The sequence below is a fragment of the Ruegeria sp. CDSC021 genome (assembly GCF_059610845.1).
Genome location: NZ_JBXWOK010000003.1, coordinates 158,632 through 179,207, shown reverse-complemented (window position 1 = coordinate 179,207; position 20,576 = coordinate 158,632). Strand labels below are relative to the sequence as shown.

General features: G+C 56.0%; 20 protein-coding genes. 9 read left to right on the top strand and 11 right to left on the bottom strand.

Annotated features, from left to right (window positions below; genetic code table 11):
• The first annotated feature begins 32 nt into the window (after positions 1-32).
• Positions 33-788: an SDR family oxidoreductase gene (locus AC2FGB_RS07740; protein ID WP_496693754.1), complete on the top strand. Its 756-nt coding sequence runs from the start codon at positions 33-35 to the stop codon at positions 786-788.
• Positions 789-807: 19 nt separating this feature from the next.
• Positions 808-1,650, top strand: coding sequence for a fumarylacetoacetate hydrolase family protein (locus AC2FGB_RS07735; RefSeq protein WP_496693755.1), 843 nt, complete (start codon positions 808-810; stop codon positions 1,648-1,650).
• Between the two features lie 32 nt (positions 1,651-1,682).
• Here the strand turns inward: AC2FGB_RS07735 and AC2FGB_RS07730 are convergent, their stop codons facing one another.
• Positions 1,683-2,720, bottom strand: coding sequence for a GlxA family transcriptional regulator (locus AC2FGB_RS07730; RefSeq protein ID WP_246097212.1), 1,038 nt, complete (start codon positions 2,718-2,720; stop codon positions 1,683-1,685).
• Between the two features lie 157 nt (positions 2,721-2,877).
• Here AC2FGB_RS07730 and AC2FGB_RS07725 point away from each other — a divergent pair, with 157 nt between their 5' ends.
• Positions 2,878-3,555, top strand: coding sequence for a GntR family transcriptional regulator (locus tag AC2FGB_RS07725; protein WP_142636309.1), 678 nt, complete (start codon positions 2,878-2,880; stop codon positions 3,553-3,555).
• 1 nt (position 3,556) lies between these two features.
• On the opposite strand, the gene AC2FGB_RS07720 is transcribed toward AC2FGB_RS07725, so the two are convergent.
• The 7 genes from AC2FGB_RS07720 to AC2FGB_RS07690 all read right to left on the bottom strand — a co-directional run bounded on the left by AC2FGB_RS07720 (position 3,557) and on the right by AC2FGB_RS07690 (position 11,130).
• Positions 3,557-4,513 carry an ABC transporter ATP-binding protein gene (locus AC2FGB_RS07720; protein ID WP_496693756.1) on the bottom strand — a complete coding sequence of 319 codons (957 nt, stop codon included), beginning with the start codon at positions 4,511-4,513 and terminating at the stop codon, positions 3,557-3,559.
• Complete coding sequence (locus AC2FGB_RS07715) at positions 4,510-5,487, bottom strand: ABC transporter ATP-binding protein (protein WP_142636312.1); 978 nt, start codon at positions 5,485-5,487, stop codon at positions 4,510-4,512. The genes AC2FGB_RS07720 and AC2FGB_RS07715 overlap by 4 nt, the downstream gene beginning before the upstream one ends.
• 4 nt (positions 5,488-5,491) lie before the next feature.
• A complete protein-coding gene (locus AC2FGB_RS07710) occupies positions 5,492-6,394 on the bottom strand; it encodes an ABC transporter permease subunit (RefSeq protein WP_185956667.1) in 903 nt (300 codons plus the stop codon).
• Positions 6,394-7,401, bottom strand: coding sequence for an ABC transporter permease subunit (locus AC2FGB_RS07705; RefSeq protein ID WP_142636316.1), 1,008 nt, complete (start codon positions 7,399-7,401; stop codon positions 6,394-6,396). The genes AC2FGB_RS07710 and AC2FGB_RS07705 overlap by 1 nt, the downstream gene beginning before the upstream one ends.
• Positions 7,401-8,495 (bottom strand): M24 family metallopeptidase, encoded by a 1,095-nt coding sequence (locus AC2FGB_RS07700; RefSeq protein WP_142636318.1) that lies wholly within the window; start codon positions 8,493-8,495, stop codon positions 7,401-7,403. Before AC2FGB_RS07700 ends, AC2FGB_RS07705 begins: the two co-directional genes overlap by 1 nt.
• Positions 8,496-8,560: 65 nt before the next feature.
• Positions 8,561-10,144 (bottom strand): ABC transporter substrate-binding protein, encoded by a 1,584-nt coding sequence (locus AC2FGB_RS07695; protein ID WP_142636319.1) that lies wholly within the window; start codon positions 10,142-10,144, stop codon positions 8,561-8,563.
• Between the two features lie 368 nt (positions 10,145-10,512).
• Entirely contained in the window at positions 10,513-11,130 is a 618-nt protein-coding gene (locus AC2FGB_RS07690; RefSeq protein WP_142636321.1) for a TetR/AcrR family transcriptional regulator, read from the bottom strand.
• Positions 11,131-11,323: 193 nt separating this feature from the next.
• Between AC2FGB_RS07690 and AC2FGB_RS07685 the strand changes: the two genes are divergently transcribed.
• The 5 genes from AC2FGB_RS07685 (at position 11,324) to AC2FGB_RS07665 (ending at position 15,858) form a co-directional block, all read left to right on the top strand.
• Positions 11,324-12,253 (top strand): AEC family transporter, encoded by a 930-nt coding sequence (locus AC2FGB_RS07685; protein ID WP_142636323.1) that lies wholly within the window; start codon positions 11,324-11,326, stop codon positions 12,251-12,253.
• 104 nt (positions 12,254-12,357) lie between these two features.
• Positions 12,358-13,191 carry an S-formylglutathione hydrolase gene (gene fghA / locus AC2FGB_RS07680; protein WP_142636325.1) on the top strand — a complete coding sequence of 278 codons (834 nt, stop codon included), beginning with the start codon at positions 12,358-12,360 and terminating at the stop codon, positions 13,189-13,191.
• A 3-nt stretch (positions 13,192-13,194) separates the two neighbouring features.
• Positions 13,195-14,643: a Si-specific NAD(P)(+) transhydrogenase gene (gene sthA, locus AC2FGB_RS07675; RefSeq protein ID WP_496689328.1), complete on the top strand. Its 1,449-nt coding sequence runs from the start codon at positions 13,195-13,197 to the stop codon at positions 14,641-14,643.
• The gene (locus AC2FGB_RS07670; protein WP_142636329.1) at positions 14,640-15,095 is read left to right on the top strand and encodes a YaiI/YqxD family protein; all 456 of its coding nucleotides are present in this window, start codon (positions 14,640-14,642) and stop codon (positions 15,093-15,095) included. The genes sthA and AC2FGB_RS07670 overlap by 4 nt, the downstream gene beginning before the upstream one ends.
• A 142-nt stretch (positions 15,096-15,237) precedes the next feature.
• Positions 15,238-15,858 (top strand): HAD family hydrolase, encoded by a 621-nt coding sequence (locus tag AC2FGB_RS07665; RefSeq protein ID WP_496693757.1) that lies wholly within the window; start codon positions 15,238-15,240, stop codon positions 15,856-15,858.
• Position 15,859: 1 nt separating this feature from the next.
• Here the strand turns inward: AC2FGB_RS07665 and AC2FGB_RS07660 are convergent, their stop codons facing one another.
• Positions 15,860-17,098, bottom strand: coding sequence for an MFS transporter (locus AC2FGB_RS07660; protein WP_496693758.1), 1,239 nt, complete (start codon positions 17,096-17,098; stop codon positions 15,860-15,862).
• A gap of 146 nt (positions 17,099-17,244) precedes the next feature.
• On the opposite strand from AC2FGB_RS07660, the gene zapE reads away from it, so the two are divergent.
• On the top strand, positions 17,245-18,303 hold the full coding sequence (gene zapE, locus AC2FGB_RS07655) for a cell division protein ZapE (protein ID WP_496693759.1): 1,059 nt from the start codon (positions 17,245-17,247) through the stop codon (positions 18,301-18,303).
• 59 nt (positions 18,304-18,362) lie between these two features.
• Here zapE and AC2FGB_RS07650 read toward each other — a convergent pair whose 3' ends face one another.
• Complete coding sequence (locus tag AC2FGB_RS07650; protein ID WP_142636338.1) at positions 18,363-19,637, bottom strand: bifunctional folylpolyglutamate synthase/dihydrofolate synthase; 1,275 nt, start codon at positions 19,635-19,637, stop codon at positions 18,363-18,365.
• Positions 19,634-20,551: an acetyl-CoA carboxylase, carboxyltransferase subunit beta gene (accD, locus tag AC2FGB_RS07645; RefSeq protein ID WP_142636339.1), complete on the bottom strand. Its 918-nt coding sequence runs from the start codon at positions 20,549-20,551 to the stop codon at positions 19,634-19,636. Before accD ends, AC2FGB_RS07650 begins: the two co-directional genes overlap by 4 nt.
• Between the last annotated feature and the right edge of the window lie 25 nt (positions 20,552-20,576).

Below are 20,576 nucleotides of genomic sequence, written 5' to 3'. Positions count from 1 at the left end.
AGCTTGGATTTTAGAAGGAGAGTGAATTAGATATGACATCATCCGAAAACCTTGGCCGTCTGGCTGGAAAAACTGCTCTGATCACCGCCGCGGGACAGGGCATAGGGCGTGCAACAGCCGAATTGTTCGCCGCCGAAGGTGCACAGGTTTTTGCCAGCGACATTAATGATACCTCTCTGGCAGAGTTGCAAAATATCCAAGGCGTTACGTCGGTAAAACTTGACGTAACCGATACGGCGGCAGTGCAGGACTTCGTCGCGGGCACGCCCCCGTTGGATGTTTTGTTCAACTGCGCAGGATATGTGGCTGGCGGGTCCATTCTGGAATGTAATGAACGTGACTGGGATTCCAGTTTTGAGCTGAACGTCAAATCGATGTACCGGCTGATCCAATGTGCCCTGCCAACAATGCTGGAACATGGTGGCGGGTCTATCATCAACATGTCTTCGGTCGCCTCTTCGTTGAAGGGCGTTCCAAACAGGTTTGCATACTGCGCCTCGAAAGCCGCCGTAATCGGACTGACGAAATCGATCGCAGCCGATTTCGTTACTCAAGGCATCCGGTGCAATGCGATCTGCCCCGGCACTGTCGACAGCCCCAGCTTGCACGACCGGTTACGCGCAACTGGGGATTACGAGAAAGCAATGACTGATTTTATCGCGCGGCAACCCATGGGCCGCATCGGAACCGCAGATGAGATCGCGGAACTTGCGCTCTATCTGGCCAGCGATGCCAGCAAATACACAACCGGACAGCCCTTTGCCATTGATGGCGGCTGGACGATCTGAAGCAAATGAGGAATGTGAAATGAAATTGCTACGATACGGCCCAGCAGGCGCGGAAAAGCCGGGCATAGTTGATAAAGACGGCACTATCCGGGACCTGTCGGGGATCGTCGCCGACATTGCTGGGGAAGCGCTTAGCGATGAAACCCTCGCACGGCTGCGCGCGCTGGATCTTGAAACCCTGCCACCCGTCGATGCCGACAGCCGTATCGGCGCCTGTGTTGGACGTGTCGGCAAGTTCATCTGCATCGGTTTAAACTTTGCCGATCACGCGGCCGAAAGCGGCATGGACCTACCTGCTGAGCCGGTGGTCTTTTTCAAAGCGACATCCGCCATCATAGGCCCCGATGACACCGTTGAAATCCCCCGCGGGTCAGTCAAGACCGATTGGGAGGTGGAACTGGGCGTCGTCATCGGAAAAGAAGCAAAATACATCTCGGAGGATGAAGCACTGGCCCATGTGGCAGGATATTGTGTGATCAATGACCTGTCAGAACGGGATTTTCAGCTGCACCGTTCAGGTCAGTGGGTCAAAGGTAAATCCGCAGATACGTTCGGCCCAATCGGTCCCTGGCTGGTGACACGGGACGAAATCCCTGATCCCCAAGACCTGCCAATGTATCTTGAGGTGAACGGGCATCGGTATCAGGATGGCTCGACCAGAACGATGCATTTCAGTGTCACAGCGGTGATCTCGCACCTGTCGCAGTTCATGTCACTGCAACCCGGCGACGTGATCTCGACCGGGACACCCCCCGGTGTGGGTCTGGGGCAAAATCCGCAGGTTTACCTCAAACCTGGTGACAAGATGGAACTGGGGATCGAAGGTCTGGGGGTTCAACGTCAGAACGTCATACAGGGATAGTCCCAGGGACCTATCAAGTGGTGCTCATCCAGTCATTCTGGGTGGGTTTCCTCGGACCAGGATCGCCGGAAATTATGCGGTGATATTCTGAATCGGTTCCGGAAATGCACAGAAAGCCTATCCGTACTGGAAAACCCGGATGCAAAGGCTATCTCAGAAACGCTCAGGTTTGTTTCATTCAACAGGGCAAAAGCACGGTCCAGCCTGAGTTCATTATAGAACCGTCCCGGCGACATGTTAGTGTGCTGCCTGAACAGCCGCTCCATATGCCGGCGGGACAGGGACGCCTGATCCGCTATTGCCTCGAGGCTAAGCTGCGTTTCAATATTCTCGCGCATGATTTGCACCGCTTCGATCAATTTGGCATTTCGCGTGCCCAAAAGCGCCGAAACCGGCGATACCTGTTTGCTGCCGCCTTCTCCCAGCCTTCTGTGCAGGCACATTTCCGAAACATTGTTCGCCAAGGCGTTGCCAAACAATTCCTCGATAACTTCAAGCATCATGTCAGTGCTGGCGTGCCCGCCCCCGCATGTTCTAAGTTTCCCGTCAATTTCATAGAGGTTCTGGGTCGGCTCCATTGTTGGGAAGTTCTCACAAAAGCCAGGCCGGTTTTCCCAATGGACGGTAAAGTTTCTGGTTCCGATCACGCCCGCCTTTGCTAAGGCAAATGCACCGGTACAAATCCCACCGAACTCACATCCATGCGCCTTTTGTCGCCGAATCCAGTTCAGGACATTTGTGTTGAAAGACCTCATCGGTTGCGTTCCGGAACACACAAAGACAAACGCTCCCTTCTCCAGGTCATGGACCGAGTGATCCGCCTGAACACGTATGCCGTTGGAACAGGTCACGGGTTCTCCGTCGGTGGAGAGCACGTACCATTCGAACAGCTGCTTTCTGGACAGTTGATTTGATATGCGCAGAGGCTCAATCGCGGCACTGAAAGCCAGCATCGTCGTGTTGGGTAAAAGCAGAAAATAGAAGGCCTTGGGCGGCCCGTCATAGGAAACGTCCACGGAAATTGCGCCTTTTGGCAAAAAGCGCGGATTATCCATACGATCCTCTTTCATGTTTAATCCTTATAGAACGTGACCATTTTAACTGTGGCAGCCGAGGCGGCTTGAAATCAATCAACACTTTATATTCATTAGTGAATGCAAGGCTCTTGGAAAATCGGTGTCTATTTTGTATTTTGGATACAAAATTACACCAGCAGAGACTGTAACAATGCCAAGAACCCGCGCAATTCCCAGGCAAAGTTTGCCCGATGTCATCACAAATGACCTGCGCGAGCGGATTCTAAGCGGTGAGATGGCAGAAGGTGAAGCCATCCGTCAAGAAGCCCTGGCAGAAGACTATGACGTGTCACGCATGCCCATACGAGAAGCGTTAAAACGGCTTGATGCAGAGGGTCTTGTGCAACTGACCAACAATCGCGGCGCTGCGGTGACAAGACATTCGCTGTCAGAAATCGGTGAGATATTTGACCTCCGGATAATGTTGGAGGTCGATCTGTTCAGGCGTGCAATTCCACAGATGACCGAAGCAAATTTTGCCGAATGCGAAAGGTTTCTGGACGAAATGGAAACGTCCTACGAAGCCTATGATGTAGGGCGGTGGGGTGGTTTGAACTACGAGTACCATAATGCGCTTTACGCTGCTGCAGACCGTGGGATCACCAATGATATACTACAACGGATCAATCTACAGTCCGATCGCTATGTCCGTATGCACCTGAGCGTTATGGAACAACGCGAGCCCGCAAAAAAGGACCATCGCCAACTGCTGACGCTGGCCGAGAATGGGCAAGTTGAGGAAGCCTGCGCGCTGTTGACCCAACATATTGGGCGCACAAAAGACCATTTGCTTGCGATGGTCACCGCAACGCGCAGCTCCGAGAGCTAACCTAACCCAGCGGATGCAAGCATGCAGCCTGATGGGTTGTTCCTTGCAGATCAGGTGGTGCCGCACGGCATTCGTCAGTTGCCAGCCAGCATCGCTGAGCAAAGGCACATCCTTTGGGGATATTCATCGGTGAGGGCAACTCACCTTCCAGCTTGATCCGTTCCTTACGCGCCTCGGGGTCGGCACGCGGTGTCGTCGACAACAACGCTTTGGAGTAAGGATGCCGGGGCGCCGCGAACAACTGTTCTTTCGGAGCTTTCTCGACTGCACGTCCCAGATACATGACGATTACGTCATCAGCGAAATGCTTCACCACCGACAGGTCATGCGAGATGAACAGGTAGGCCAGGTTCAGACGCTCTTGCAGTTCAACCAGCAGGTTCAGGATTTGTGACTGGATCGAAACATCCAGCGCCGATACCGGCTCATCCAAAACCAGAACCTTGGGGTTCAGCATCAGGGCTCGGGCAATCGCAATCCGCTGCCGTTGGCCGCCCGAAAACATGTGGGGGTAGCGATCATAATGCTCGGGGCGCAGACCGACAAGATCAATCATTTGGCGTGCGCGAGTTTCCCGTTCCGCAGCGGTCATATCGGGCCGGTTGATGATCAGAGGTTCCTGCAGGATCTGACCGATCCGTTGTCGCGGATTAAGCGAACCATAGGGATCCTGAAACACGATCTGCACGTTTTCGCGCATCTCAGCCCATTTTGAAGGGGTGATATCGACGCCGTCGATGGTCAGTGTTCCCGAAGTGGGCTCTTCAATCATCGTCACGACGCGAGCGAGGGTGGATTTACCGCACCCGGACTCTCCTACAATGGCCAGCGTCTTACCAGGCTCTAGGGCAAAATCCACACCGGACAGGGCTTTGACCGTTGCCGATTTCGACAGTAATCCCCCTTTGACCTCATAGTGCCGGGCCAACGCGTTTGCCTGAACGATCGGGGCGGTCATGCCAATTCTCCAGCGGTGATTTCCTTGACGTGGTGACAGCGGGCCTTGCCGAAATCTGCTCCATGCGGAGCGGGTGGTGTGTTCCGGCACAAGTCATCGGCGAATTGGCATCGCGGGCTGAACAAGCAACCTTTGGGACGATCAAATTGACCAGGAACAACACCTGGAATCGTCGGCAGCAATTTCGAAGTTGCCCGTTCAGGCAAAGCGTTCAGCAAAGCTGAGGTATAAGGATGGCGCGGTGTGCGGAACAGATCGCGTACCGGCTGTTCCTCGACCTTTTGACCGGCATATTGGACCTGAACCCGCTCGGCGGTTTCTGCCACAACACCCATGTCATGGGTAATCAGAACAAGGCCCATCCCCTGCTCATCGCGCAATCGGACCAACAGATCCAGAATCTGCGCCTGAATTGTTACATCAAGCGCGGTAGTGGGTTCGTCCGCGATCAGAAGTTTCGGGGTGCAGGCAATCGCCATCGCGATCATGACCCGCTGATTCATGCCGCCCGACATCTGGTGAGGAAACGTATTCAGACGGCTCTCGGGTGCCGGGATACCCACCAGGTCAAACAGCTCAATCGCGCGCTGATGACGGTCTTTACGGTTTAGCCCCAAATGGATACGCAGTGCTTCTTTGATCTGGAAACCGACCGTGAAACAGGGGTTTAGCGAAGACATCGGCTCTTGAAAGATCATGGCAATATCTTTGCCGATGATCTTGCGCCGATCCCGTGCCGAGATTTTGGTCAGGTCGCGACCCTCAAAGCTCATTTCATCTGCAGTGATTGTCGCCGTCCATGGCAGCAACCCCATCAGCGCCAGCATTGAAACGGATTTCCCCGAGCCGCTTTCCCCGACAATGGCCATCAACTCGCCCTTGTTGACAGACAGATCAACGCCATCCACAGCGCGGAACTCACCCGACGCAGTAGCAAACTCGACCGAAAGATTTCGGATTTCCAACAGGCTCATGTCGTCAGCTCCGTTTCAGCTTGGGGTCCAGCGCGTCGCGCAGACCGTCGCCCATCAGGTTGATTGCCAGCACCGTGACCAGAATGGCCAGGCCCGGGAAAGTTACCACCCACCACGCGCGCAGAATGAATTCGCGCGCTTCGGCCAGCATTGTGCCCCATTCCGGCGTGGGCGGCTGCGCCCCCATGCCTAGAAAGCCAAGTGCCGCAGCATCCAGGATCGCGGTCGAGAAGGACAGCGCCGCCTGGACAATGATCGGCGCCAGACAGTTCGGCAGCACGGTTTTGAACATCAGGCGCGCCTTGCTTGCGCCGGCCACACGGGCCGAGGTCACATAATCCTTTTGCCGTTCGGCCAGAACCGAGGCGCGGGTGAGGCGCACGTAATGTGGTTGAAACACAATGGCGATGGCGATCATTGCATTGGTCAGAGACGGGCCCAGAATGGCGACCAGAACCAGTGCCAGCAGCAGCGACGGAAAGGACAAGATAATATCCATCACGCGCATGATCATCGTGTCGACCCATTTGGGTGCAAACCCGGAAAGCAGGCCAAGAACCACACCGCCTGACACGGCCACACAAACCACGACGATACCGACAAAGAAGGAATAGCGAGATCCCATAATCAGCCGCGAAAGCATATCCCGGCCCAGTGGATCAGTCCCCAGCGGGAAGGCCCAACTGCCGCCTTCCTGCCACGCCGGAGGCTGCAGGATATGCTCGCGGAACTGTTCGGTTGGATCGTAGGGGGCCAGCAAAGGTGCGAAGGCAGCACAAAAGACAAAGGCAGCGAATACCCACAGGCCAATCACAGCGCCGCGGTTTTCACTGAAATAAAACCAGAATTCGCGCAAGGCGCTTGGGCGGTCTTCGGTTTTGGGTGCGTTTGCAGATAGTTCAGCCATCACCGCCTCCGGATTTTTGGATTGATGATGCCATAAAGGACATCGACCAGTAGGTTCACCAGCATCACGATCACGGCGATCATCAGAAGACCGCCCTGCACCACCGGGTAATCGCGCCGGAAGATGCTGTCGACCATCCACTTGCCGATGCCCGGCCAGCTAAAGATCGTCTCGGTCAGAATTGCACCAGCCAGCAAAGTTCCAACCGACAGGCCGATCACCGTAATCACGGGGATCAACGCATTACGCAGAGCATGCAGCCCGTTGATCCGAGTGGGTGACAGACCTTTTGCCCGCGCGGTACGGATGTAATCCTCGCCCAGAACCTCAAGCATTGCCGAGCGCGTCTGACGCGCAATGACAGCCAGCGGGATCGTCCCCAGAACAATCGTTGGCAGAATCAAATGCCGAACAGCCGACGTGAATGCCCCGGGTTGCCCCGACAAAAGACTGTCGATCAGCATAAAGCCGGTCACGCTGGGGAAGTAATACAGAAGGTCGATCCGACCCGAAACAGGTGTCCAGCCCAAATTGCCCGAGAACACGATGATCAGCAGCAGCGCCCACCAGAAGATAGGCATCGAATATCCCACCAGCGCAGATGACATCAGCGCCCGATCAAAGAATTTGCCCCGGTTGACTGCGGCAATGACACCGGCGGGCAACCCAAGGGCCACCGCGAAGATCATCGCGCAGATCGACAATTCCAGCGTCGCTGGGAACAGGGCAAAAAACTCGTCCCAGACCGGTTTCTTGGTGACAAAGCTTTCGCCCAGATCGCCCTGCATAACGCCGGTCAGATAGTCCCAATATTGTTGGAGGACCGGCTTGTCGAAGCCCAGTTTGACCACCATTTCCTGATAGCGTTCCTCGGACATTCCGCGTTCGCCGGCCATGACGATGATCGGATCACCAGGCAAAACGCGAATGAACATGAAGGAGATAAGCGTTACACCCAGAAATGTCGGAATGAACATACCGAGACGAGAAAGAAAGTAGCCAAACATCAGCGACCTATGATTGTGAGATCTTTGGGAAAGTGGGTTAGCGACCGACAGCCATCCCCTGTAACAAGCACGTCATCTTCTATGCGCACGCCGAAATTGTCCAGCGCGTAAAGGCCCGGCTCGTTTGTCCAAACCATGCCCGGCAGGATTTTCTGGTCGTTTCCACGCATGATATACGGCGCTTCGTGAACGTCGCGGCCCAGACCGTGGCCCGTTTTGGTGCGGATCCGATCGGCATAGGGTGACGCTTCGAGAACGCCGATCACGGCATCGTCGATATCATGCGCCGTGACACCGGGACGGCAGGCTTTGAATCCTGCCAGATTGGCGCGCAGAACGGTGTCATAGACCGCCCTGCCCTCGTCCGAGACCTCTTCGACAAAGAACGTGCGGGTGATGTCGGCGGCAAACCCATGTTTGCGGGCTCCGAAATCAAACAAAAGCGCATCGCCCGGTTTGATCTGGTAATCCGCCCGCGCCTTACCATGGGGCCGCGCCGAGTTATCCCCGGCGGCAACAATCGGCGAAAATGCCAGCGAGGCGGCGCCTTCCGCAAACAGCGCCTGAATCAAGGCCTGTTCAATCTGCAATTCGGTCTGACCGACGCGCACATCCGCAATCACGCGCTCTAATGCGCGTTCAGAGATGTCGATCGCGGCTTGAAGCGCTGCGATATCGTCTTCTGTCTTGATAATGCGCAAGCCAGAAATTTCACGCTCGGCATCGACAATCCGCAGGTCCGGTAACGCGTTGGTAAACGCTTTCGACACAAAGACTCGCATCACCTGCCCTTCCACAGCCAGCGATGTCAGCGGCATATGCTTGGCGAGGGCTGCAAAGGCGTCATCATATCCGGTCTGGTCGAACCAGTCGAAAACGGCGCCTTCAAATTCAACCAGGTCCCAACTGCCGAGCTCAAGGTTGGGAACGATGGCCGCAGGAGAACCTTCGCCGGGGACCACGACCACAAAGGGCCGCTCGTGGCTCATGAAAGGTTTTCCCAATGCGCGGGTGAAATTCGGGCCGGGCACAAGGGCCACGGCATCAACTGACATGTCCTTTGCCAGTTGACGGTACTCGGACAAATTCGGCATCAGGGCCGACCTCCAATAAGAAACCGGAGCCGCCACGCGGGCGGCTCCGGTCGGTAAGTGATGAATTATTCGACGCTCACACCGTAGAAGATGTGGCCGCCCAGCGGGTGCACTTTATAGCCCTGCACTTCGTTGCGCATCGGCATAAAGACCACCGAGTGTGCGATCGTTGCCCAAGGCGCCTGCTCTTTGAAGACCACCTGAGCGTCTTCGTACAGCTTGGTGCGTTCGGCCTGATCGGTGGACTGCTTGGCCTTGAGGATCAGCTCTTCGAAGGGCTCGTGGCACCACTGCGCCCGGTTCGAGGCTTCGCGTCCGTCACAACCCAGGAGAACCGCCAGGAAGTTGTCTGGATCGCCATTGTCACCGGTCCAACCCAGCAGAACGGCTCCGTCACGGTCCAGATCTTTCGAACGCGACAGGTATTCACCCCATTCATAGGACACGATTTCGACGTCGACACCAACCTTGGCAAAATCCGCTTGGATCAGCTCGGCCATACGGCGTGCATTCGGGTTATAGGGACGCTGTACCGGCATAGCCCAAACCTTCATCGACAGGTCGGATACGCCTTCGGCTTCCAGCATCGCCTTGGCCGCTTCGGGATCATACGCGTCATCGGTGATGGCGTCGTTATAGCCCCACATGGTTGGCGGGATCGGGTTCTTGGCAACTTGGCCCGAGCCCTGGAACACGACGTCGATGATCGCATTCTTGTCGATCGCCATGTTCAGCGCCTTGCGGACCTTCGGATTGTCGAACGGTGCCATGGTGGTGTTGTAGGCGAGGTAGCCGACGTTCAGGCCTTCCTGCTCCAACATGTTGATATCTGCATCGTCCTGCATCGCCTGAATGTCGGCCGGGTTCGGATAAGGCATGATATGACATTCGCCCGCTTTCAGCTTTTGATAGCGAACCGATGCATCCGGCGTGATCGCGAAGATCAGGTTCTCCACATCCGCAGGGGCCTTCCAGTAGTCAGCATTCTGCGCATAGCGGATCACCGCGTCTTTCTGGTAGGCTACAAACGAGAACGGACCAGTCCCGATCGGTGCTGTGTTCAGCTTCTCAGGCGTACCCGCGGCCATCATCGCATCCGCATATTCCGCAGACAGGATCGAGGCAAAGTCCATCGCCATGTTGGCCACAAAAGGCGCTTCAGGCTTGGACAGGGTGAACTTCACTGTGTAGTCGTCGACTTTTTCAATCGACTCGACCAGGTCCGGCATACCCATGCCCTGGAAATATTCCCAGGTACCACCAGATACCTGATTATAGGCATGGCCTTCATCCTTCTGGCGCATGAACGAGAAGATCACGTCATCAGCATTGAAATCACGCGTCGGCGTGAATTCGTCATTCGAATGGAATTTGACGCCCTGACGCAATTTGAAGGTATATTCCAGACCATCATCGCTGGCCTCAACGCTTTCCGCCAGACCGGGGATAACATTGGTAGTACCGGTCTCAAACTCGAGCAGACGGTTGTAAATCGGGTGTGACGAGGCATCAAAGGTTGTCCCTGCGGTAAATAGCGCCGGGTCAAAGCCTTCGGGTGATCCTTCCGAGCAATATACCAAAGTATTTGCTTGGGCCGCAGCACTGGACAACGCAATCGCTGCAGTTGCGGCCATCAATCTAAGTTTCATGAGTTTCTCCCAGAAATGTTTTTTCTTCAGATTTTCGCGTTGTTCTAATTTCTAGTCAGAACAATCTTTGATGACTGTCACCGCAGCGAAATCCCTGCCCAATGTATCCAAAATACAAAATCCATTGTCAACTGAGTTCACCGCCCAGCGATCAGGAAGTAAAAAAGAGGGCAGGTACAGCGTTATGATTCGCCTGGTCGAGCCTGTTTTCTAACTGATTTCGGTTCTTTGGCGATTAGAGCCAAGCAGTGGCGAAGCCACCGGGCAGGAGCGTCCGAACTCTTGAATGCCATCAATCCTAAATGCCGCGGGCTTCAGGGATCGACCTCCACATCCATATCTTGAATCGAGTCGATCCGACCCAAATGTCAGGCGCCGTAACGGGCCATGAACATGTCGACAGCCTGCAGCGCGACCTCTTCAATCTCAGCCTCTGAAAAGCTGCTTTGAATGCCGAATGTGGATCGGGGCCAAAGGCGGACCTTGCACAATTCCGAAAACTGTTCAGCGGCAAATTGAAGGTCCTCGATAACCAATTCGCCTTTATTCACCGCTTTTTGCAGATATTCTGCAAGTTGCCGGGTGCCATTTTGCGGCCCCGCCTCATAGAAGGCGCGGCCAAGTTCGGGGAACCGATCTTGCTCGGCCACGCAGATGCGGAACACCTGCTGCGCAAAATCCGACACCAGAAATGCGGCCAGCTGGGTCGCAGCGATGGTCAGCACCTCGCGTGCGGGTTTTGTATCGTCAACCATCGAAACGACATTCTCGGCCATACGGCAGCATTCGTTCTGGGCGACCTCCATGAAAAGAAGACGCTTGTCCGGGAAATAGCTGTACAAAGTCGCCTTGGAAACACCCGCCGCGCGCGCAATGTCATCTACACTAGCTCCTTCGAAACCATCTGCCATGAACACTGATCGGGCTCCTTGCAGGACCTGATCAAATTTTCGGCCTGTTCGCAAAATGGCAGTTGCTTCGGACATGCGCTCTCCTTCAGGGGTGAATTCGTCGAATCTATAAACTGATCAGTTCAGATACAACGATTCGCATAGGATTTCGGCCATGGGCAGGCGGGATTATGGTAATTTTTCCGTTAGGTCAGTCCGCGAAGGTCGTTCGGCGGGGCCTGATTGGCCAGGGGTTGCCGCCAGAGAAAACCGTGCTAACACTCTGGCCATGGCTGATATTTTTCTGCGTACGCTGCCGTTCTTTGCGATTATTGGCCTGGGGTATTGGGCTGGGCGCAGTCGGTTCTTTTCGGAAGAAGCCACGGCCTATCTGACGAAATTCGTGTTCTATTTCGCGCTTTCGGCAATGTTGTTCCGCTTTGCCGCCACCCTGCCCTTTGCCGAGATATTCGACGGCAGATTGGTCGCGGGCTATCTGCTGGGAACGCTTACGGTTTATGCTCTGGCCAGTCTGATCGCGTGGATGCGCGGCCTTGACATACCAACCTCGGCCGTCGAGGCCCAATGCGCTGCGATCGGCAATGTGGGCTTTCTGGGGCTGCCGATGCTTGCGCTTTTGTTCACCGAAGCAGCAATCGGCCCGGTCATGCTGGTATTGACTGTCGACCTTGTGGTGTTTTCCTCGCTGATCGTGATTTTGATCAATGCCGGACGCGATGGGCGGCTGACGCCGGCAACATTTAGGTTGATTGGCCTCGGTTTGCTCAAAAACCCGATGATCGTATCTATTTCAGCGGGGCTTTTGTGGTCAGCCTTCCAAATTCCCGTGCCCGTTCCACTGAACGATTTTCTGACAATCCTGGGCGGGGCAGCCACTCCGGGAGCCTTGTTTGCGATAGGGGCATCGCTCGCCAGCAAATCCGCCGAGCGTGTTCAGATCGCTGCCTGGCTGAGTTTTTGCAAACTGATCATTCATCCGCTCTGCGTTGCTGTTTTCGTAATCTGGCTGATCCCGGCGGAAAGCTTCTCGGCTTCGGTTGCCATTGCAGCGGCAGCACTGCCTGTCGCTGGGAATGTCTATATGCTGGCGGCCTATTACGGGGTCGCACCCCATCGGGCTTCGGCCGCAATTCTCTTGTCCACCGTGGTCAGCATCCTGACACTGCCGCTGGTGATTGCCATAGCCGGAACATTCTAAGCCACAGATAGGGAAAAATACTCGCTGGCCGCAGGAACACAGACTTTACGCACGGACCGAGTAACGATAGCCATGGCGCGAACCTAACGTAAGGACGGAACCAAATGGAAACCCTTTCGGAAAACGCTTGTTTCGGAGGCGTCCAGGGCGTCTATCGCCACGCCTCGGCTGCCTGCCAATGCGACATGACTTTTGGACTGTTCCTGCCCGCCGAGGCAAAGGACGGCCCGGTTCCGGTTCTATGGTATCTGTCTGGCCTGACCTGCACCCATGAAAACGCCATGACCAAGGCCGGGGCGCAGGCCTGGGCCGCGGAACAGGGTATCGCCCTTGTTTTCCCTGACACATCCCCGCGCGGCGAAGGCGTCGCCGATCACGAGGACTACGATCTGGGCCAGGGCGCGGGGTTTTATGTGAATGCCACGCAATCACCCTGGGCACCGCACTTCAACATGTGGGACTATGTGGCCGAGGAATTGCCCGCTCTGCTGGTTGAAACCTTTGCAATCGACGCAGACCGCCAGGCCATTACCGGCCATTCCATGGGCGGCCATGGCGCCCTGACATTGGCAATGAACCTACCGGGTCGGTTCCGATCGGTTTCGGCATTTGCACCAATTTCAAACCCAACAAGCGCCGATTGGGGCCGCAAACAACTGAAGGCATATCTGGGCGATGACGCGGCCCAATGGGCCAAGCACGACGCATCGCTGATGATGAAGAACACCGGTTTCGACGGCCCTGTCCTGATCGACACCGGCGACAATGACCAGTTCATCGACCTGTTGCGCCCCGAGGCGCTGGCCCAGGCGATAGCCGAACGTCGCCAACAGGCAGTTTTCCGTCTGCAGCCCGGCTATGACCATTCTTACTTCTTTGTGTCGACCTTCATGGAAGACCACATCACTTTCCACGCCGAAGCACTGTATGGAGACTGAGGCATGAGCAAATACGACTATGACCTGATCATTGTCGGGTCCGGCCCTTCCGGTCGTTCGGCGGCGATTCAGGCAGGCAAGTTGAAACGCCGGGTGCTGGTTATCGACCGCAAGGATCGGTTGGGTGGGGTCTCGGTCCATACCGGGACCATCCCGTCAAAAACCCTCCGCGAGACAGTGCTGAACCTGTCTGGCTGGCGCGAGCGCAGCTTTTACGGGCGCTCGTACCGGGTAAAGGATCAGATCCGGGCCGAAGACCTCAAGGCTCGGTTGCACATGACGCTGGACCATGAGGTCGACGTGCTGGAACATCAGTTCAATCGGAACCACGTGGAAACCTTAAATGGTCTGGCAAGATTTGTCGGTCCCCACGAGATTGAGGTTGCAACCGACGCAGGCGAAACCACACGTCTGTCCGCCGCAAAGTTCCTGATCGCCACCGGAACCAAGACCTATCGTCCCGATTATGTGCCCTTCAACGGGAAGACCATCGTCGATGGCGATGATTTTCTGGAGATGGTCGAGATACCGCGCTCGCTATGCGTGATCGGGGCCGGTGTAATCGGTGTGGAATATGCCACGATGTTTTCCGCGCTTGATGTACGTGTCACCCTGATTGAACCCCGTGAGACGTTTCTGGATTTCATCGACAGCCGGCTGATCCATGACTTTACCCACCAAATCCGCGAAAACGGTGTGGATTTGCGACTGGGCTCTGCCGTTGAAAAGATCGAAGATGGAGGTAGCCACGTAGAAGTGACGCTCGAGAATGGACGGCATGTCCGGGCCGAGATGTTGCTGTTTGCCGCCGGGCGGATGGGCGCGACCTCGGCGTTGAATCTGGATGCGGTCGGGCTGACAACCGATCACCGCAACCGGATTGAAGTCGATCGCAAGACCTATCAGACAGCGGTACCGCATATCTATGCGACCGGAGATGTAATCGGACATCCCTCGCTGGCATCAACCTCGCTGCAGCAGGGGCGCGTGGCGGCATGTCACGCGTTGGAGACCCCGACCCTGCCGGAAAGCCCCTGGTACCCTTACGGCATCTATTCGGTGCCCGAGATATCCACCTGCGGCATGTCCGAAGAAGAGTTACAGGAGCGCGATATCCCTTACGAGGTCGGCGTCGCGCGATTCCGCGAAACTTCTCGCGGGCATATCATGGGGTTGGAACATGGCATGCTGAAGATGCTGTTTTCACTGAAAACCCGCCGGGTTCTTGGTGTGCAGATCGTAGGCGAAGGCGCGACTGAGCTTATCCATATCGCACAGGCTGTATTGAACCTGAAAGGCACAGTGGATTATTTCGTTCAAAACACATTCAACTACCCGACCTTGGCCGAGGCCTATAAGATTGCTGGTCTGGATGCGTTTAACCGGATGCCCATCCCTGAGGAGTTCAAGGTCAAGAAGAAGCCTGCCGAGAAACAGGCAAAGAAAGCGTGACAACCCTGTACATAGACGCAGATGCCTGTCCAGTGAAGGCCGAGGCCGAGCGTGTAGCGACCCGACATAAGATTCCGATGGCTCTGGTATCGAACGGGGGCTTGAGGCCTTCGGCCAATCCTCTGGTACAGGTTGTGATCGTGTCTGCAGGTGCGGATGAGGCCGATAAATGGATCGCAGACCGTTGTGGTATAGGGGACGTGGTTGTGACCTCTGACATTCCTTTAGCCGCGAAATGTGTTGAAGCAGGTGCGCGTGTATTACGTCACAACGGCGAGGCCTTTACCGCCGCCAATATTGGTCAGCAACTGGCGATGCGCGACCTGATGGCAGACCTGCGTTCAGCAAACCCTCTGGGCGCCGGGGGCGGTGGCAAGCCTTTTGGCAAGGCCGATAGGTCCCGGTTTTTGGATGCGTTGGAACGGGAATTGCGGGCGGCACTAAGGGCGTGACCTTCCCGCCCGTCTCAGACGCATCAGAGATGCGTCCCCTCCGGTTGGGCCGGGCAGCGCTGCGCGCTGCAGTTCCTGTCTTGAAAAGCGCAGCAAGGATTGATTCAGTCAGCCCCAGCAGAGATTCTAAGAAGGATTATTCATGCCAATAGAAGCGGTGGTTTTCGACATCGGGAATGTCCTGATAGAATGGCAGCCAGAACGGTACTACGACGCGGTTATTGGTGAAGACCGTCGCCGGGCCATGTTTGCCGAGGTTGACCTGCATGGAATGAATGATCTTGTTGATCAGGGGCAACATTTCACTGACACCATCTATGGCTGGGCTGATAAATATCCCGAATGGCGGGATGAAATCCGGATGTGGCACGACAAATGGATCGAATTGGCCACGCCCGAAATCCCCCACTCGGTACGGTTGCAACGTGCGCTGCGCGCCAAAGGCATCTCGGTCTTTGCGCTGACAAATTTCGGGGTGCAGAATTTTGAGTATGCAACCACGGTCTATCCATTCCTCAACGAGTTCGACCGGCTGTATGTTTCAGGTCGCATGCAGACCGTGAAACCGCATGTCCCGATTTACGAGAAGGTAGAGGTCGATTGTGGTCTGGCGCCTGAGGCGTTGTTGTTCACCGACGACCGGATCGACAATATCGAAACGGCGCAGGCGCGAGGCTGGCAAACGCATCATTTTGAGGGCCCGCAAGGATGGGCAGACCGGTTGGTGGCAGAGGGGCTTTTGACCCGCGAAGAGGCCCGCTAGATCAGGCTGCGACGGAGAGCGGCCGGTTCTCGCGGATGGGAAGGTGAACGATGGCGCTGAAGGCGCCGATGGCCACGCCGACCCACCAGACAAAGGTGTAATCTCCGTACTGGTCATACATGCGGCCGCCTAGCCAGACGCCAAGAAAACTGCCGACCTGATGGCTGAAGAAGATGATGCCGTAAAGCGTACCCATGTAGCGCAACCCGTACAAATGTGCGACAAGCCCCGAGGTCAGTGGAACCGTTGCCAGCCAGAGCGAACCCATGACCAATGAGAATACAACAACCGTGATTGGCGTGATTGGCAGGATTATGAAAGCCGCCGCTGTAAGCGTGCGGGCGGCATAAATAGAGGCCAGAAGGTATTTCTTGGGAAAGTGCATTCCGGCCCACCCCGCCAGCAATGTCCCTCCGATATTGGCCAACCCGATCAATGAAATCGACACAGCCCCTAATGCGGAAGTTGTCGTTATACCAATGGAATGCAGTATTCCACCCGGCTGAATCGGGCCGCACATTTCGGTAACGAAAGCGGGAAAATGCGCTGTGATAAAGCCAAGCTGATAACCACAGCTGAAAAATCCCAGGAAAATCAGGGTATAAGACGGGTCCCGGAAGGCCTTGCCCAGAATTTGCCCCATGCTTTCTTCGATTTCGGCTTTGGTTGCGGCTTGGGGGGCGCGCATGAAGGGCAGAGTCATGACCAGTGCCAGGATGGCAACGGCAAACACGATGAAAACCTGTTGCCAGGGCATAAAAGACAAAAGCCATTCCGCCGTTGGAGCACCCAAAACCTGGCCAAAGCTTCCTGCCGCTGTCACGACGGCCAGAGACATAGAGCGGTTATGATCAGAGGACGCCCGTCCAACTACGGCAAGCACGACACCAAACCCCGTGCCGGCAATCCCAAAGCCCACAAGCCAGGCGTACATCTGATGCTCGAAAGGGGTAACGGACCACGCCGACAACACCATGCCCGATGCATAGGTCAATGCCCCGAGCACAATCGCACGGCGATCCCCCACCTTCTCGGCGATGGCGGCAAAAATGGGTTGTCCAATTCCCCAAGCGAGGTTCTGGATCGCAATCGCCATCGAAAAATCGGAGCGCAGCCAGCCGAATTCAGTCGCAATGGGGATCTGGAATACGCCAAAGGATGCCCGCACTGCAAAACTGACTGCGATAATGATGCAGCCGACGATCAAGATCGGATTTAGCAGGCGCGCGTGTTGGGGCATTGAATCCTCGGAATGGCCGAGCCGCGACGGTACCCAAATTTGTACCGTGGTCAATTCAGGAGTTTTGACGCCGCGGATAAGCAAAATTGATGCATCTTCCAAATGCCTGCTTTTCAACGCCCAGAGGTGAAGGTATCCCTCGGGATATGTCAGATTTGATATCGCTTTACGAGACACGCATCGCCGATGGCACTTTGACGCGGGACGATGCGCAAGAGGCTGTCCTTCCGCATTTCGAACGCATTCGCGCGGCCTTGGCTACCCCGGTTAAGCGTGGTTTCTTTCGCAAGACACCCCCGCCGCCCCAGGGACTTTATCTGTGGGGCGGAGTTGGTCGTGGCAAGTCGATGTTGATGGATATGTTTGTCGACGCGCTTGGCGACATCCCCGCCCGTCGCGTCCATTTTCATGCTTTCATGCAGGAAATCCACGCGGGAATGCATAAAGCTCGTAAGGACGGAGTTGAGGATGCGCTTGCACCGGTCGCGGACTCGGTTGTCAAATCCGTAAAACTGCTGGCATTTGACGAGATGCAGATCACCGATATCACCGATGCGATGATCGTCGGGCGGCTGTTTGATCTTTTGCATGCTGGCGGGGTCGTGGTCATCACCACATCCAACCGGCACCCGGACGAATTGTACAAGAACGGCTTGAACCGCCAGCTCTTTTTGCCATTCATCGCGCATATCAAGGAGCAGCTTCAGATATGGGAACTGGTCTCGCCCACTGATTACCGACAGAACCGTCTTGAAGGTGCGCCAGTCTATTTCACGCCGATCGGCCCCGAGGCTCGACAGAATATCCGATCCGTCTGGAACGATCTCGCGGGCGGTGCGGCGGAACCGCTGGTGTTGCAGGTAAATGGCCGTGCTGTCGAATTGCCGGCCTTTCGGAACGGGATAGCCCGAGCAAGCTTCTATGATCTGTGCGGACGGATGCTGGGCCCTGCAGATTATCTGGCCGTTGCCGAGGCGGTCAAAGTTCTGGTTCTGGAGGACATCCCGCGCCTGTCCCGGAATAATTTCAATGAGGCCAAGCGTTTTGTGACGTTGATTGACGCCTTGTATGAGGCGCGGGTACGCCTGATCTGTTCGGCGGCCGCAGAGCCCGAGATGTTGTATGTCGAGGGTGAAGGGACGTTCGAGTTCGAACGCACTGCCTCGCGACTGCGCGAGATGCAAGCCGAAGATTGGGGGGCATAGGGGCGCTGCCCCGTCACGTTTTGCGCGCCTTCCCCAAGGTACCTCCGCCAGGTGAAGACCTATCCGTTTTCCCGTAGGATGTTGCCCGCCAAATAGAGTGATCCGCAAATCAGGATACGGGCCTGAGGGTCTTGGTCTGTGATTTTCTGCAGGGCCGCGGATACACTCTCTGCTGTGTCGGCTTTCATGCCAACCTGGTCAGCAGCCTGCGCCGTATCTTCAGCGCTAAGCGTCGCGGCCTCACCCGGTATCGACACTGCGGTCAGGCTTTGAGCCTGCGTGGCAAGCGGTGCAAGATAGCCAGCGACATCTTTGGTGTTGAGCATTCCGCAGATCAAATGTGTCGGAGATTGCGGTAATTTTCTCAGCACTTCAGCAAGCGCAATTCCCGCGGCGGCATTGTGCCCACCATCCAGCCACAGCTCGGCCTGTGCGGCCTGTTCAACAAGCGGGCCGGATTTCAGACGCTGCATCCGTGCTGGCCACTCGGCCTTGGTAACGGCGGCCTCATAGGCCTGATCACCAAGTTCGAGATGGCGCAATACCGCTATTGCCGCACCCGCATTCTGAATTTGATGTGCGCCAAGCAGGTTGGGCAGCGGCAGATCCCGCAGCCCGATTTCGTCCTGATACACAAGACGTCCGTTTTCCTCGGTCACATGCCAGTGCTGACCGTGTACCAGCAATGGGGCGCCCAGACGGGCCGCTGTATATTCGATGACCTCAAGCGCTTCGTCCTGCTGTGGGCCGACGATACAAGGGACGCCCGGCTTGATGATCCCGGCTTTTTCGGCTGCGATCTTGCCCAACGTGTCGCCTAGAAACTGTTCATGGTCGATGGAAACCGGCGTGATAACCGTCACGGCGGGTTCGTGCACCACGTTTGTTGCATCCAGGCGCCCGCCAAGGCCGACCTCAAGCAAGGTATAATCAGCCTGTTTGCGGGCAAAGGCCAGCAGGGCCGCACAGGTCGTAATCTCGAAATAGGTGATGTTCTCACCACCATTGGCGGCATAGCACTCATCAAGGACGTTTGTCAGTTCGGCTTCCGAAATCAACTCACCTGCCAGCCGAATACGCTCGTGAAACCGGGCAAGATGCGGAGAGGTATAGGCGTGAACCGTTTTCCCCGCCCCTTCCATACCGGCGCGGATCATAGCCTGCGTAGACCCCTTGCCATTTGTCCCTGCGATATGAACGACCGGAGGCAATTTGGTCTGAGGGCTTTCCAGTGCGGCAAGCAAACGCCACACCCGATCCAACGTCAGGTCGATGATCTTGGGATGCAGCGCCATCATCCGATCAAGGATGACGTCTGACGATGGCGAAGTCATTCCTGATCCGCGTCTTTCTCTGGGGCTTCGGGGGTGGGCGCGGGCAAATCACCTTTGACCGCAGGAGGCTGATTCATCAGCATGCGGGTAATCGTGATCAATTCGTCACGCATTTCGGTACGCTTCGTTACCCGGTCCAGCATTCCGTGGTCCAGCAGGTATTCTGCGCGCTGAAATCCTTCGGGCAGCTTTTCCCGAATGGTCTGTTCGATCACGCGCGGGCCTGCAAAGCAGATTAGCGCATTGGGTTCCGAGATATGGACGTCGCCCAGCATCGCATAAGAAGCGGTCACGCCTCCGGTGGTAGGATGGGTGAGTACAACGATATAGGGCAGTTTTGCCTCTTTCAGCATCTCAACCGCCACGGTGGTTCGCGGCATCTGCATCAAGCTCAAGATGCCTTCCTGCATTCGCGCGCCACCCGCTGCCGAGAACAGGATCAGCGGGCGTTTCAACTTCACTGCCTCTTGCGCGGCCGCAATGATGGCATTGCCGACATACATACCCATCGAACCGCCCATGAACGAGAAATCCTGGGCCGCTGCCACGATCGGCGTACGTCCGATATCACCTTTGGCGACCAGCATCGCCTCTTGCTCGCCAGTTTTCTTCTGCGCTGCTTTCATCCGGTCGGGGTATCTCTTCTGGTCCCGGAACTGTAGCGGATCATCTTTGGGAGCGGGAACATCGACCTCGGTAAATATACCACCGTCAAACAGGTGCCCGAACCGGTCGCGCGGTGTGATCGCCATATGATGATCACATTGGGTGCAGACATTCTGGTTTTCCGCCAATTCGCGGTGGAACAGCATCGTGCCGCATTCGTCACACTTGTGCCAAAGGTTTTCGGGGACTTCCCGGCGTGAGAAGATCGAATTAATCCGGGGACGGACGTAGTTTGTGATCCAGTTCATGTCGGAACCTTGCTAGTACGGCGTT